Origin of the sequence: Roseivirga sp. UBA1976 (assembly GCF_002336325.1) — a bacterium.
Taxonomy (GTDB): Bacteria; Bacteroidota; Bacteroidia; order Cytophagales; family Cyclobacteriaceae; genus Roseivirga; species Roseivirga thermotolerans.
In genome coordinates this window covers 1-14,570 of sequence record NZ_DDDQ01000134.1, presented here as the reverse complement: position 1 = coordinate 14,570, position 14,570 = coordinate 1, and the positions used below count along the sequence as shown (strand labels likewise).

17 protein-coding genes and 1 tRNA gene are annotated in these 14,570 nt (G+C 44.1%); 3 read left to right on the top strand and 15 right to left on the bottom strand.

All coding sequences use genetic code 11. The features are described 5' to 3' along the window. The 4 genes from B3763_RS13125 to B3763_RS13110 form a co-directional block, all read right to left on the bottom strand. Window positions 1-900 carry a 4Fe-4S dicluster domain-containing protein gene (locus B3763_RS13125; RefSeq protein ID WP_189628323.1) on the bottom strand — a complete coding sequence of 300 codons (900 nt, stop codon included), beginning with the start codon at window positions 898-900 and terminating at the stop codon, window positions 1-3. Further along, complete coding sequence (locus B3763_RS13120) at window positions 897-1,994, bottom strand: complex I subunit 1/NuoH family protein (protein ID WP_189628324.1); 1,098 nt, start codon at window positions 1,992-1,994, stop codon at window positions 897-899. The genes B3763_RS13125 and B3763_RS13120 overlap by 4 nt, the downstream gene beginning before the upstream one ends. Window positions 1,995-2,187: 193 nt before the next feature. Further along, window positions 2,188-2,988 carry a glutamate racemase gene (gene murI, locus B3763_RS13115; protein WP_286747127.1) on the bottom strand — a complete coding sequence of 267 codons (801 nt, stop codon included), beginning with the start codon at window positions 2,986-2,988 and terminating at the stop codon, window positions 2,188-2,190. A gap of 196 nt (window positions 2,989-3,184) precedes the next feature. Continuing rightward, window positions 3,185-3,257 (bottom strand) — tRNA-Lys (locus B3763_RS13110). Window positions 3,258-3,330: 73 nt separating this feature from the next. On the opposite strand from B3763_RS13110, the gene B3763_RS13105 reads away from it, so the two are divergent. Then, window positions 3,331-4,068: an SH3 domain-containing protein gene (locus tag B3763_RS13105; protein WP_286747126.1), complete on the top strand. Its 738-nt coding sequence runs from the start codon at window positions 3,331-3,333 to the stop codon at window positions 4,066-4,068. Between the two features lie 6 nt (window positions 4,069-4,074). Here the strand turns inward: B3763_RS13105 and B3763_RS13100 are convergent, their stop codons facing one another. The 11 genes from B3763_RS13100 to B3763_RS13050 all read right to left on the bottom strand — a co-directional run bounded on the left by B3763_RS13100 (window position 4,075) and on the right by B3763_RS13050 (window position 12,782). Next, a complete protein-coding gene (locus B3763_RS13100) occupies window positions 4,075-5,292 on the bottom strand; it encodes an NADH-quinone oxidoreductase subunit D (RefSeq protein WP_189628327.1) in 1,218 nt (405 codons plus the stop codon). Continuing rightward, window positions 5,292-5,774: an NADH-quinone oxidoreductase subunit C gene (locus tag B3763_RS13095; protein ID WP_286747123.1), complete on the bottom strand. Its 483-nt coding sequence runs from the start codon at window positions 5,772-5,774 to the stop codon at window positions 5,292-5,294. Before B3763_RS13095 ends, B3763_RS13100 begins: the two co-directional genes overlap by 1 nt. After that, the gene (gene nuoB, locus B3763_RS13090) at window positions 5,764-6,285 is read right to left on the bottom strand and encodes an NADH-quinone oxidoreductase subunit NuoB (RefSeq protein WP_189628329.1); all 522 of its coding nucleotides are present in this window, start codon (window positions 6,283-6,285) and stop codon (window positions 5,764-5,766) included. The genes B3763_RS13095 and nuoB overlap by 11 nt, the downstream gene beginning before the upstream one ends. A gap of 1 nt (window position 6,286) precedes the next feature. Then, window positions 6,287-6,751 carry an NADH-quinone oxidoreductase subunit A gene (locus B3763_RS13085; RefSeq protein WP_286747121.1) on the bottom strand — a complete coding sequence of 155 codons (465 nt, stop codon included), beginning with the start codon at window positions 6,749-6,751 and terminating at the stop codon, window positions 6,287-6,289. 2 nt (window positions 6,752-6,753) lie between these two features. Beyond that, window positions 6,754-7,386 (bottom strand): LON peptidase substrate-binding domain-containing protein, encoded by a 633-nt coding sequence (locus B3763_RS13080; RefSeq protein ID WP_286747119.1) that lies wholly within the window; start codon window positions 7,384-7,386, stop codon window positions 6,754-6,756. 45 nt (window positions 7,387-7,431) lie between these two features. Continuing rightward, on the bottom strand, window positions 7,432-8,658 hold the full coding sequence (gene icd, locus B3763_RS13075; RefSeq protein ID WP_286747117.1) for an NADP-dependent isocitrate dehydrogenase: 1,227 nt from the start codon (window positions 8,656-8,658) through the stop codon (window positions 7,432-7,434). 72 nt (window positions 8,659-8,730) lie between these two features. Beyond that, a complete protein-coding gene (gene panB, locus B3763_RS13070; RefSeq protein WP_189628333.1) occupies window positions 8,731-9,549 on the bottom strand; it encodes a 3-methyl-2-oxobutanoate hydroxymethyltransferase in 819 nt (272 codons plus the stop codon). Window positions 9,550-9,615: 66 nt separating this feature from the next. Beyond that, window positions 9,616-10,437 (bottom strand): mechanosensitive ion channel family protein, encoded by an 822-nt coding sequence (locus tag B3763_RS13065; RefSeq protein ID WP_286747115.1) that lies wholly within the window; start codon window positions 10,435-10,437, stop codon window positions 9,616-9,618. 26 nt (window positions 10,438-10,463) lie between these two features. Continuing rightward, window positions 10,464-10,967 carry a phosphoribosyltransferase family protein gene (locus tag B3763_RS13060; protein ID WP_189628335.1) on the bottom strand — a complete coding sequence of 168 codons (504 nt, stop codon included), beginning with the start codon at window positions 10,965-10,967 and terminating at the stop codon, window positions 10,464-10,466. A 5-nt stretch (window positions 10,968-10,972) separates the two neighbouring features. Further along, on the bottom strand, window positions 10,973-11,443 hold the full coding sequence (locus tag B3763_RS13055) for an Lrp/AsnC family transcriptional regulator (protein WP_370298768.1): 471 nt from the start codon (window positions 11,441-11,443) through the stop codon (window positions 10,973-10,975). Window positions 11,444-11,537: 94 nt separating this feature from the next. After that, on the bottom strand, window positions 11,538-12,782 hold the full coding sequence (locus B3763_RS13050; protein ID WP_286747112.1) for a tetratricopeptide repeat protein: 1,245 nt from the start codon (window positions 12,780-12,782) through the stop codon (window positions 11,538-11,540). Window positions 12,783-12,847: 65 nt separating this feature from the next. Between B3763_RS13050 and B3763_RS13045 the strand changes: the two genes are divergently transcribed. Both B3763_RS13045 and B3763_RS13040 read left to right on the top strand, forming a co-directional pair. Then, window positions 12,848-13,492 (top strand): hypothetical protein, encoded by a 645-nt coding sequence (locus B3763_RS13045; protein WP_286747110.1) that lies wholly within the window; start codon window positions 12,848-12,850, stop codon window positions 13,490-13,492. A gap of 94 nt (window positions 13,493-13,586) precedes the next feature. Continuing rightward, on the top strand, window positions 13,587-14,570 hold a 984-nt coding region (locus B3763_RS13040), incomplete at its 3' end, for a DUF2723 domain-containing protein (protein WP_286747108.1).

Sequence of the window (14,570 nt, the reverse complement as noted above, 5' to 3'; positions counted from 1 at the left end):
TTACTCCTCCTCGTTTTTGTCTCTTTTGGGTTGAACTCTTGGCTTCAATACCGGCCTTGCCGCTTTTTTAGGAGCCTCATCTTTGGCCTGCTGTTCGTTCTCTTCTCCTGAAGGACGCCTGGGCTGCACCTTTGGTCTAAATACAGGTTTTGGCTTAGCTTTTGACTCTTCAGAACTGCCAGTCTCTTTGGGTTCTTCCGTTTTCTTTTGAGGTATTTGCGGTTTTACTGCCACTTTGGGCTTAGCCCCCTGCACTCTTGGCTTAAAGGCAGGCTTTGCACCTCCTATTTTCGGCTTGGCCGGAGTTTCCGCTTTGGGCACAGCCTCTTTACTTAAGGCTTTAGCCGCCTCCTTTTGTTTATTAAACTCTTCAAGCTCCTTCTTTTTCTGCAGTATCTCCATGGGAGTCATGGTGGCAAATGGCACGTTATGCTCAGCAAAATCGAAAGCGCTAAAATCATACTCATCGGTCATGGTAAGGCATTCGGTAGGGCACACAGTAGTACACAACCCACAGAAACAGCATTTGGCCATGTCTATATTAAACTTAGCCGCATAAATACGTTTTGGGGTACCATCCGATGTTTTGCCGATTTCCTCAACCGATCTGAGAGGTTCAATTTCAATGCAATTAACCGGGCATACTTTGGCACACTTATCACAGACTATGCAGTCATCGATCTCGTTGTGCAATTTGTATCTCCCATGATCCGGCACAGGGAGCTTCTCTTTAGGATACTGCGTGGTGAAAATGGCATTTTGCTTCTCAAAATAGTTCTCGGCCAGAGGAACTATGGCTGTACGCTGGTTACGGGCATCTTTCATATGCCGGGCAGTAACCTTAAGCCCTTCTTTGAGGGTTTTAGTAGCCGTTTTTATATTTCTCCAATAACCTTTCATAGCATGAGCAGCCTCCAAACTGCACATAACAATACCAAAAGTATAGATGCGGGAGTTAAATACTTCCAACTCAGGCTCATGAGCTGATCCAAACGCAATCGCGGGTAAGTCCAGCGTATCCACATTTGAACCGCCACTAAAAACAAAGCTTTGGAAATCATCCAAAAAGCTCCCCAAAGATGCCCCGGCCAGGTGCCCGGAATCCCGCTCGTCCACTCGGCAAGTCGTACGCCCCCTATATTGGGGAAAGGACTATTCCAGCCCCCCAAAAACAGAATGCTCGCCAAAAATGCCACCAGAAGCATCATTCCATATTCGGCCAGCATAATCATAGACCAACGAAAGCCCGAATACTCTACATGAAAGCCCGCCACCAGTTCCGATTCGGCCTCAGGAATATCGAAAGGAGCCCTGTTACTTTCTGCCAAAGAGGCAATAAAGAATATTACAAAGCCAATGAGAAGAAGTGGAGAACGCATAATGTTCCAGGTTAAAACTCCTCCAATATGAGTAGTTTCTATACCCAAAGCTTTTATGCCAAACAGGTAGTTGGCCGCCTCGGCCTTTTGATGCCCCCACCAAATGCCCTGCTGGTAAGTAATTTCCTGTAAGTTGAGTGTTTGGGCAATAAGCACCACACAAACCACCATGAGTCCAAGGGGTATTTCGTATGAAATTATTTGTGCCACAGAACGCATTGCCCCCCAAAGCGCATACTTACTATTGCTCCCCCAGCCGGCCATGAGTATCCCCACAACATCAAGCGACACAATAGCCAACAAATAGAAAATACCAATTTGGGCCGAAGAGCCTGAAAAACCGGAGGTAAGTGGCAGAACCGCGAATCCGGCAAATACTGCAGTGAAAATAATGACTGGAGCCGGCTTAAACAGTTTTCTGTCGGCCTTTAGAGGAACAATATCTTCTTTTTGAATAAGCTTTAGTAAGTCGGCCACTGTTTGAAGCAGGCCATAGTAGCCTGTTTCCATTGGCCCATACCGATCTTGAATAAAAGCAGATATCTTACGTTCAGCATAGACGGCAAATACGGTATAAACCAGTAAAAAATTAAGGAAGAATAGAAATGCGTACACGCTGAACGAAGTCCTTGGTTAATGCAAATTAAACACTTAATTCTTAGATCGGATAATCAATAGCCTACCATTTTAATAGACTACTAACACCTGCTTGTAAAATTAGTTCATGGAATCTGTAAAGAACACTTTATAATCGCTTTTTTGAGCTTATAAAAGTCCTCTTTACCCAAGCCTATTCAAGGGTTACAACTTACTCCCAAAGGATATGTTTTTCCAGAGGCACCTTTCGGCCAAAGAACAGTTCGGCCGCTTTTTCAAAAGAGGGGGTAATGTCTGACACCAGAAACTCATGCTCTCCCTGCCGCTGAGCAGAAGCCAGCCCATGCTCGGCCAGGTAGTGAGCCAGGGCTTTAGCCACAATCATAGAAGAATCAATTACCTCTATACGCCCTTCATAAAACTTATCGATCTGACTTTTAATAAGTGGGTAGTGTGTACACCCTAAAATCAGCGTATCAATATTTTCCAGAAGCGGGTCGGCCAAATACTGCTCAATGATGGCCTCAGAAATGTTGTTGTTATGAAACCCTTCTTCAATCATAGGCACGAGCAGAGGAGTTGGCAAAGCGCAAAACTGTATGGAAGGATCTTTAACCTTTAGTTGATACTCATATACACCTGACCCCACTGTTTGCTTAGTGCCAATGAGCCCTACTTTTCGACCGGCATATTTGTGGGCCACATAGGCTACCACCGGATCAATCACATTGAGCACCTTGGCTTTGGAACCCACATACGCCTTCACCAGCTCATAAGCTGCTGCCGAAGCTGAATTGCAGGCTATAAGTATGAGCTTACAGTGTTTTTGCAAAAGCACATCGCAAATTTTTACGGAATAGGCCTGAATGGTAGCGGCCGACTTATCGCCATAGGGCAAATGAGCGGAGTCTCCGAAATAAACCATGCGTTCGTTGGGGAGGTGCCTATACACGGCATTGGCCACGGTAAGGCCTCCTAGTCCGCTATCAAATATTCCGATGGGTCGATTCATTCTTGCTAAACTTGAAAAGTAGGTACTCAAAGAAAGCGTTAAATATTGTAAACGGTAAAACTAAAGCTAAAATGCTTTCTAACTTCGTGAACCATGAGACCCCGTTTCAAAAGGTGGGTGAAAATGAAAACCAAGGCAATAAAATCAACGCTTTTGAACATAAAAAAAGCCTCAGAAAATCTGAGGCTTTTGAGGGTGATCTGGCTGGGGCTCGAACCCAGGACCCTCTCCTTAAAAGGGAGATGCTCTACCAACTGAGCTACCAGATCAAGAAGTTTTTCATTGGGCAATTAAGGTCGTTTTCCTTAATTGCGGTTGCAAAGGTAAGACCTTAAAAACAAAATGCAAAAGAGAGGATTCAATTTTCTGAATTTAATATTTCTAGCTTTATTTTTAGCTCCACAACTATCTAATAGTCAAGACTTTAAAAAAGAGCTAGAGAAGGCAGATTCATTATTCAGCGTAAGAAAGTACACACAATCGCTAAGTATTTACGAGAAAATCTATCAAGAGCAAAATGAAGCATCGCCTGCCATGTTGCTCAAAATGGCCTATAGCAATGAAGCCATGGGCAACATTGCCAAAGCCCTGCTTTACCTGCACGACTATTTGCGGATTACCGGAGACGAAGAAGTGCTGGACAAGATGAAACAACTGGCCAGTGTTAACGGACTGGAAGGCTACAACATGAGCCAGTTTGAAAAAGCCAAAAAAGCAGTCGAAGATTATAAACTAGAGGTGCTGGGTGTACTTTTTGCCCTGGCGGTGTTGATCGTTGCCATGATCTATAGAAAAATCCAAAAGCACGGAGCGAAGTCGCCCAGCCTGGCAGCCAGTTTGCTAATTATTCTGGCCCTTATTTTTTATGTGGTGAATCTTAACCAAGCCAAAACCAGAGGGCTGGTAATGCAAAATAAAGCCTATCTCATGACCGGCCCTTCAGCTGCAGCCGAGTTGGTGGAAATCATCGATCAGGGGCACAAGGTAGAAATCATTGGCAAGAAAGACATCTGGTACGAAATTAAATGGAGAGGACAACGGGCCTACATTAGAGAAAACAACCTTAAAAAGTTGCTTTAACTCAAGCTATCGATCTACCTCTCCCAGCACAATATCTATTGAACCAATTACGGCAATAAGGTCGGCAATTTGCCCTCCTTTGGCTAACTCATTAATGATGGAAAGGTTCACAAAACTGGCCCCTCGTGCTTTGCAGCGCAAAGGGATATCAGACCTCCCATCGGCCCGGAAATAAAAGCCCGTCTCCCCTTTCGGGTTCTCTGCCCGAACGTACATATCTTGTGCCTTGGGGCGAATCTTTTTCGGCACCATAGCTCGTGGGTCAAAATCCCGATCTCTCTTGTGCTCCTTGGTAAGTTTTTCCAGAGCCTGTTCTATAATACGAATAGACTCATAGCACTCTTGCACCCTCACCCAGGTTCTATCCCAGCAGTCTCCCAACTGCCCCATTTGGCCTTTACCCACAGGAACATCAAAATCAATTTCAGGATACACAGAGTAAGCATCTACTTTACGTAAGTCGAACCGAAGACCGGAACCCCTCAACATCGGCCCTGTAATGCCATAGTTGATGGCCAAATCTAAGGGTAGTACCCCAACATTGGCCGTACGATTTACAAAGATGGTATTGTCAATCACCACTTGCTCCAGCTCTTTTAGTTTGGGCTTGAGGTAGTTTACAAACTCGAGGCAACGCTCTTCAAAACCTACCGGCAAATCATAAAAAAGCCCTCCAATCCAGATGTAGTTGTACAGCATACGAGCACCCGAGGCCCATTCCAGCAACCTGAGAATATGCTCCCTGTCGCGCATCATCCAGAAGAAAGCGGTTACAGCTCCCAGATCCATGCCATAGCTACCTAAAGCAACAAAGTGCGAAGCCAGTCTGTTAAGTTCGGCAACTACCACCCGAACATATTCTACTCTCGCCGGAATATCCTTTTCAATCCCCAACATTCGCTCAACTCCCATGGCAAAGGCATGCTCTGAATTCATCGCAGCCAGATAGTCCATGCGGTCTACAAATGGTATGGTTTGGTTGTAGGGCAGATTTTCCGCATGCTTTTCAAAACAGCGATGCAAATAACCAATATGCGGAACAACCTCTACAATCTCTTCTCCGGAGGTAATCACTTCAAGGCGAAGCACACCATGAGTAGAGGGGTGTTGCGGACCAATGTTCACAATCATTTCGTCTCGCTTCAGGTCTTCCGGCCTGAACTTCTGAGGCTCTGATTGCCTGAGATTCTTATTGTCGAATATGTATTGTACTTGATTAGCCACTAGTATTCTACTTTCATACCCCGGTAATAAGTTTGTTCCTTATAATCATTGCGCAGTGGGTAACCTTCCCAATCGGCAGGCATTAGAATTCGCCTCAAATCCGGGTGATTGTTGAAATGAATTCCAAACATGTCGAAAACTTCCCGCTCTTGCCAGTCGGCCGTTTTCCACAAGTCTACCAGCGAATCAATAGTCGGTTTGTCTCTATTCAATACCACCTTCACCATAAGATGAATATTGTTAGGGATTGAGTAGAGATTGTAAATCACCTCCATAGTTCCGGTTTCGGGGCCATTATCGAGGCCCGTAATACAGGAAAGCATATCGAAGTAAAGCTGGTTATGGGTATGCAAAAAATCCATCACCTCTACCAGATCTTCGGCAGACACCCCTAAACCTTGAGGCGTAGCGTTTTCAATCAGCTCGAATGCCTTTCCCGGAAAGCTTTTTTCAAGGAGTATTTTTATTTCTTCAGCCTTCATGCGTACCAAGTATTTTTTCTACGGCTTTCGGGGCAACAATAGTCTCACTTCTTATTTTGTCCTGAAGTTTAATAAGTCCTCCAATCAATGCTTCGGGCCTAGGCGGACATCCGGGCACATAAACGTCAACAGGGATAATGCGGTCGACCCCTTTTACCACGTGATAGCCATGCTCCCAATAAGGGCCTCCACAATTGGAGCAGGATCCCATGGAAATGACATAACGAGGCTCAGCCATTTGCTCGTAGAGCCTGCGTACTCTATCGGCCATTTTGAATGTAACTGTGCCGGCCACTATCATTACATCGGACTGCCTGGGGCTTGCTCTGGGTATTACACCAAAACGGTCCAGATCGTATGGAGTGCTCTGCGCGCTCATAAACTCTATGGCACAACAGGCGGTACCAAACCCCATGGGCCACATAGAAGATAACCTGGCCCAATTGATAAGGTCATCTAACTTGGAGATAATTACCCCTCCGTGCGTAATCTTTTGGTCGAGCAATCCCATATTACAAATACTTCTTATAGGCTTCTGCCGGAATTTTTGACTTAAAGGAGGCTGCCTTCTGTGGTGGGCGCACCCAATCGAGATAGCCCTTTCGCCAGGCATAGGCCAAACCCAGTGCCAAAACTCCAATAAAAATGAACATCTCTGTCATGGCAAACCAGGCCCATTGCCAGTCGGTTCCACGCACAAGGGCTTCATCGCCAAAAACCAGCGCCCAGGGAAACAGGTAAATAATTTCTACCTCAAACAGAATAAAGATGAGCGCAACAATATAGAATCTCAGGTTGAATTGCCCCCAGGCAGAACCTACGGTATCTTCGCCTGACTCATAGGTGGTGAGTTTCTCAAAATTCGGACGGTTGGGCCGAATGAACCGAGAGGCCAGAAGTCCAACTACAGCAAAGAGAAGTGCTCCTAATATGAAGATGAGCAAAACACCAAATTCAGAAAGATTGCTTTCTATCATGTTTAAAAATTCAGTGGGTCATGATGCTGAAAATGCCCATTCATTCGAATTCGTTCCTTAGCCCGCTCCATTTCTTTGACCAACGGAAGCGCACGGGTTAAATGGTTAATCATATAAGTCTGTCTTTGAGACTCTCTCACCATTTGCAGCATATCATACTCCTGCTCTAAAGATAAACCTAATTTATGAGCCAATTCAAACGAATCGGTGACCAAATCTACATCTAGTTTATCTTCCATTTTCAATACCTGCACCAATTCTTTGGCCAATGTTTTTAGCTCGTTCCACTGCTCAGTGCTCGGGTCGTTAATGTTTTCTAAGCTTTCTACCTCTCCTCCTGCATAAAGCTTGTCGCCCAGTTTGTCTTTAAAGGATAAAACCTGCACTGCGCTAATACAACGGGTAATAATATCCATTTCGCCTGTGGTGTAGCGCTTCACCAAACTCACTATCTCCATTTCGCTACCAAAGTCTAATACCCTATTCTGAAAAACCGGAATGACAAAGGTGCTGCCGCTGTCCAGACACTCCTGGATTAACTGTTTGTAGCGTGGTTCGAAAATATGAAGGTTGACCTGTTCGCCAGGAAAGGCCACCAACCGAAGCGGAAAGAAGGGAACAACGCGTTTTACCATCGGAAAAAGCACTTTACTAAAAAAGCCCCTTTAAGGGGCTTTTGTTTACATATTCTTTACAATTTCTTCTCCAAATTCGGAGCATTTGAGAAGGGTGGCTCCCTCCATTAATCGTTCGAAATCGTAAGTGACGCGTTTAGACGCTATGGCTTTTTCCAAACCGGAGTATATTAGGTCTGCAGCTTCCTGCCATCCAAAATACTCAAGCATCATGGCTCCTGAAAGAATTACAGAACCCGGATTTACCTTATCCTGACCGGCATATTTTGGAGCTGTACCATGAGTTGCCTCAAAAATGGCGTTGCCCGTAGCATAGTTAATGTTGGCTCCCGGAGCAATACCAATGCCTCCTACCATGGCGGCAAGAGCATCAGAAACATAGTCTCCGTTGAGGTTGAGAGTGGCAATAACCGAGTATTCGGCAGGTCTCAACAATATTTGCTGCAAGAAGGCATCGGCAATCACATCTTTAATAATCACCTGATGACCATCCTTCTCAATAATTTGCCATGGGCCACCTTCATAGTCTTGCGCACCATACTGATCTTTGGCGAGGGCATAACCCCAAGACTTAAAGGCTCCTTCAGTAAACTTCATAATGTTGCCTTTGTGCACCAAAGTCACTGAATCTCTCTTTTGAGCAAAAGCATAATCAATAGCCGCTTTCACCAGTCTGTGGGTTCCTTCTTCAGAAACCGGTTTAATGCCGTATCCGGCCGTATTGGGGAATCTTACTTTTTTGAATCGGGCCGGGAAATTTTCCTTCAGAAGGGCTGCAAACTTATGGGCATCGTCTGAGCCTTTTTCGAACTCAATACCGGCATAAATATCTTCTGTATTCTCTCTGAAAATCACCATGTCGCATAAGCCGGGCTCTTTTACCGGTGAGGGTGTACCTTCAAACCAGCGCACCGGACGAACACAGGCATACAAATCGAGCTCTTGTCTTAGAGCCACGTTTAAAGACCTGATCCCTCCACCAACGGGAGTAGTCAAAGGCCCTTTAATTCCTACCAAATATTCTCTAAATGCATCTAATGTAGCCTCAGGCATCCATTCACCTGTTTCATTAAAGGCTTTTTCTCCTGCCAAAACCTCTTTCCACTGAATGGCCTTTGCGCCATTGTAGGCTTTAGCCACTGCACTGTCGATCACGTTTTTGGCGGCAGGCCAAATGTCTACACCAGTTCCATCGCCTTCAATAAAAGGAACAACGGGTTGATCGGGAACATTTAGCACACCATTGCTAATGGTTATTTTTTGTTCACTCATGGTTAAGTTTTTGAATTTTCTTCACTAAAAAATATGGATGCGCAATGTAATAAAATCTACTTTTTTGATAGACTAATAGCTTTCCTTTTCATTGGGGAAGTCGCCCGACTTTACATCTTTGATGTAATGACCTACCGCATTGGTAATTACCGTCCCCAAATCGGCATATTGCCTTAAAAATCGAGGCTTAAACTCGGCATTAATGCCGAGCATATCGTGCATTACCAATACCTGACCATCGCAATCAGGCCCGGCTCCTATACCAATGGTTGGTATGTTAATTTCTTGCGAAACTTTTCTGGCCAGCTCGGCCGGTATTTTTTCCAGCACTATGGCATAGCAGCCACACTCTTCCAGCAGTTTGGCATCGGCAATGAGCTTTTCGGCTTCCTCTTCTTCCTTGGCCCTTACCGCATAGGTACCAAACTTGTATATGGACTGTGGAGTGAGTCCCAGATGACCCATTACGGGAACCCCGGCACTAAGTACGCGTACTATGGACTCTTTTATTTCGGCACCGCCCTCCATTTTTACAGAGTGGGCTCCGGACTCTTTCATTATACGAATAGCAGACCTCAGCGCTTCGGAGGAGTTTCCCTGGTATGAACCAAACGGAATATCTACTACCACAAATGCTCGGCTAACCGCTCTTATTACTGAACTGGCATGGTAAATCATTTGATCCAGAGTAATGGGTAGTGTGGTTTCGTGGCCGGCCATTACATTTGAGGCAGAGTCGCCCACCAGTATTATATCCACCCCGGCAGCATCTATAAGTTTAGCCATTGAAAAATCGTAGGCCGTGAGCATAGATATTTTCTCTCCGCGCTCTTTCATGGCCTGCAACTGATGTGTGGTTACCTTCTTTATTTCTGATTTATGGATGGACATGTCAGGTAAAATTAAAGGGGTAAATATAAGCATTTACCCCTTGGTGATACGTTTTGAATGGACTATCTACTTTTCGTTGTAGATGTGTACATCTCGCTGAGGATATGGAATAGAGATTCCTTGTTTGTCGAATTCTTTCTTCACTTTTTCGATCATATCCCAGTTAAGGTTCCAGTATTCTGAGCTATCTACCCAGGCCCGAACCGTAATATCTACACTGCTGTCGCCAAGATTGCCCACTCTCACAAAAGGAGCAGGATCTTTATGCACTCGTTCATCGGCTTGCAAGAAGTCTAAAATGATTTGCTTGGCCTTATCGAAATCATCGTCATAACCAATACCAAAAACCTTATCCCATCTTCTTTTGGGCTCCAAAGTAAAATTGGTAATGTTGGCCCCGGCCACAGCTCCGTTGGGCAAGAAAATGGTTTTGTTATCGGGGGTTTTTAACACGGTATTAAAAATGGTTACTGAGTTTACTGTGCCCGACTGACCATTTACTTCTACAAAATCTCCCGCCTTGAAGGGTTTAATGGTAAGGATTAGAATTCCTCCTGCAAAATTCGAAAGTGACCCTTGAAGTGCCAAACCTATGGCCAAACCTGCAGCTCCAAATACTGCAATAAAACCGGAAGTTTCTATACCTACCTGTTTTACAAAAGCCAGAATAAGGGCCGCCCACAAGGCTACTTTTACTACGCCTTTTAGCGTAGGAATAAGTGTGGGATCTACCCCTTTTTTGGTGAGTGTTTTGCCAAAGGTTTTTACCAGTTTTTTAATAACCCACGACCCAATAATCAGGGTAATTAGTGCTCCTAATACCTTGAGGCCGTAGATTAAGACTGCTTCATTAATACTATTCCAAAGTTCCTGTAAAGAGGTTTCCATAATTCGTTTTTAGTTAAGAAATGGGTTTAATACAAGTAAGCTGAATAGTCCTCGTCTGTCAATTGCACGTGGATATGCTCTTCGATGGTTGTGCCAAGTTCAAACCCTTTGTAGTCTACGGCAATAGGAAACCTTTTGTGGCTTCGGTTCACTAAAACGGCTGTCTGGATTTTCCTCACTTTCATTTTCAAAAAAGGATCCAGAGCATAAATCATGGTTCGGCCGGAGTTAAGCACATCATCTACCACAATAAGGGTAAAATTGGGCACATCGGGCTCTTTGGAGAAGCTCACCGTAGGCTGGCTTTGAGCCTCTTTGTCTATATCGATTCTAATAAGCTCGACAGGAATCTCTGAAATGGCTCTCACCTCACGGGCCAGCATTTCAGAAATTTTTACTCCGTTGTTATCAATACCGGCCAGGAAGATTTTCGAGGCATCGTAGTTTTGCTCGTAAATCTCGTAAGCCATTCTCCGTATGATCTGCTCTATTTGAGCTTTCTCCAGAATGCGTTTCTCAGTTGTTTGCATAAGGTCTATTCAGGGATTGGCATCACCTTACTATCCTTAAAGGTAGAGAGGATCACCATCGACTGCAAATTATCAACCACTGAGATATCGCTCACTTTTTCTAGCATAAGCTGCTGATAGGAGGCAATATCTTTGGCAATAATTTTCAAAACGAAATCGCCAGACCCGGTCACGTGGTGGCACTCTATTACCTCGTTAATCTTATTTATGGCCTCCAGAAATATCTCTATATTCTGCTTGTTGTGGCCTTTAAGGGTAACGTATACAAAAGTGCTCACTCCCATACCAATCTTATCTGTATCGAGCTTGGCATGGTAACTTTTAATAATTCCGGAGTTTTCCAGTTTTTTCACCCGCTCCAATGTAGGTGCAGGAGAAAGACCAATTTCTTTAGAGAGCTGCGCGTTAGTAATCTTCGCGTTCGACTGAAGAATATCAAGAATCTTCCGGTCGATTTTATCAAGTTTGAGGTTCACAATACTTAAGATTAACTACAAAATATAATTCGGCACAAATGTACAAAGATCAAAGAATATTTTACCAAAGAATCTAAAGAAAGCTTAAGCCGAATTATTTCCGTTTTCTTATTTCTTTTTTCAGTTCCCTGGCTTGTTCATTGACACCGTCTCTACGTTTGGAGTTGTCCCGAATGATATCTATTCTTTCGAGGGCCTCCTCAAAACGACCGGCCTGTGTAGCATACTGTGCCAGATACAGTTGAGCGTAGAGATAGTAGCCCGACTCTTCCTCATCGACCAACTGCTCTGTAAAGCGTATTGCTTGCCTCAGATACTTCTCTGCCTCTTGGTGCCTTCCCCTTTTTCGGTGAATGTGCCCCAGAAAAAAGCTGGCGTATCTTCCGCTTACTTCTTCATAACCAACTTGCCCTTTGTCTATTCTGTTTAGAATTTCTTCAGATTCTTGCTGAGCCTGGGCGTCCTGCCCCAAAGTGTATAACATTCGGGCATAAAATCTGTGAAAGTAGGGGTTGTCAGGATACTTTTTATGAACCATTTCGGCCAGTCGAAGCGCATCAAACGTTTCGTTGGTTTCAAAAGCCTTGATGCGCATCAGGAAATAAGTAGCTTCTATTCGGGTATAAAAAGCGTTTCGGGAAACCTCATTGAGCTGCCGAAGCCCCAGTTCTTTATCGCCTTTGGGAAAGAACACTAGCATGGGTCGGAGCATCGGATAAGTTTCGCGAATCCAAATGGAGTAGTAGTTAAAAAGGGCATCTCCGAACAGAATTTCCGGGCTAAAACTTTCGTTGCCCTGGGTTATCTCCAGGTACTTGAGGGCGTTCTTTCCGGCCCCGGCTGCTCTGAACCAATTTTTCTTCTCTGAATGATAGCGCCCTACAAAGCCATGAGCACCAGCTAAAAAGAAAGCAGCTTCTATGTTGTTTTCATCGGCCTTAAACATGGCCTCGGCTTTGACAATGGCCGTATCCATATAAGCCAAAAACTCATCTCCCAGCGGGCTTTCTTTGTCCAGATTGGGCATCATTTGCCACCAGGTGCTAATGCCAAACAGAAAGTATGGCAATGGATGATCAGGGTAGTTGAACTTCATCCAGTTGAACTCAATTTCTGCTTCCCTGAATTTAAAATTGTACATGTTATCTACCGCATCTGTAATTTGCAGCTGCAGTGCCATGTTCAACAAAAGGTATTGAGTACTATCGGCCTTTGCCTGAGTGGCTTCTGCCCTGGGTAAGGCTACAAAACAAAACAGCAGGAGCCCTAAAATTTTGGTGTTCAGAAATTTCATAAGTGCAGTTGAAGCAAAATTACTGCCGCTTAGTCCAATAGCCATGCATTGATACAATTTAATTCTAAGCTTCGTCCTTAAATCGTAGTTTTACTCAAAATAGTTTCCCCATGCCCAGAGAATTCAGCAATCTTGAGCTTCAGGCCCGAAGTTGGTTTGGCTTTAACAAGCCATTGTTTTTTATACTTCTCTGTGTTGTATACCTACTGCTTTTTTATGTTCAGCAAAACTTTATTGTAGACGAAATTGCGGCTTTCAAGTTTCTGGAGGGACCTCAGGCCCTCATATTTAAAATAATCGCAAGCCTTAACATGCTGTCCATCCCTGTGGTTTATGCAATCAAGTTTACCATTGTGGGCTTTGTGCTATGGGTTGGATGCTTTATGTGGGGCTATAATGTAAACTTTTACAAATGCTGGAACATTGCCATGATTGCCGAACTGGTCTTTTTTGTACCTACAATCATTAAAATTTTCTGGTTTATGTTTATTGAAACTGACCCCACCTACTGGGAATATGACAGTTTTTACCCCCTTTCACTCATGAATTTTTATGAATACAGTGAGGTACCCCAAAAATACTGGTATGTAAACCAACAACTCAATGTGTTTGAGTTGGCTTATTGGGTTGTGCTCACCTATGGGGTCGACTTTGCGGCCAGAAAAAAGAAATCAGTAGCCAATGCCATTGTGGCCACCTCATATGTACCGCTCTTTTTGCTTTGGCTATGGTTTTATTTGGGCGTTGCGGAGTAATTTTCAGCCACAGACAAGAGGCCATGGCTATTAATAAAAATTAACCGTTGCCCTAGTATATTTTTACTATTTTCACGCCTCAAATTGGTGTTAAATGACAGATTTTAAGAAGATAAACAACCTTACCGGGTGGGCTGTATTTCTGGTTTCTCTGATCACATATGTGCTCACTGTAGAAGAAACTGCAAGCTTTTGGGACTGTGGTGAATTTATAGCCATTGCCTTTAAATTAGAAGTATCGCACCCTCCGGGGGCGCCACTCTTTATGCTGATTGGCCGCTTATTCTCTTTCCTGTCGTTTGGAGATGTTACCAAAGTGGCCTATTGGGTAAATATGTCGAGCGTATTGGCCTCGGCCCTTACTATTCTTTTCTTATACTGGTCTATTGTAATGCTGGGCCGCAAAGTGCTGCAGGCCAAAGTTGGTGAAGAAACCGATCTGCAAAAGATACTATTGGCCGGTGCGGGTGCTGTAGGTGCTCTTGCCTTTACTTTTACAGATTCTTTTTGGTTCAGCGCTGTAGAGGGTGAGGTATATGCCATGTCTTCTTTCTTCACGGCTGTGGTTTTCTGGGCCATTCTAAAATGGGAGCTGGTAGAAGATGAAAGCAGAGCCAATAAATGGCTTTTATTCATTGCCTATATGATGGGTCTTTCTACCGGGGTTCACCTTCTCGGCTTGGTTACTCTACCCGCTATGGGCCTTATTTACTACTTCAAAAAATATAAAAATCCAACTTGGCAAGGTGTATTAGTGGCCTTGGGCTTCAGCTTATTCCTTGTACTGTTTATCAACTCATTTATTATTCCCGGACTACCAACAATTGCGGGTAAATTCGAAATTACCTTTGTCAATACGTTTGGGCTTCCATTTGGCTCAGGAGCTCTTTTCCTTACCATTTTGGTAATAGCCGCTATTGTTTTTGGGTTACGCTTTACCGCCAAAAAAGACATGGTAAAGCTCAATACACTTATTCTTTCTATGGCCTTTGTGCTCATTGGTTATTCTTGTTATGCCGTCATTCTTATTCGTTCGCGAGCCGACCCACCTATTGACCAAAACAATCCGGAGGATGTA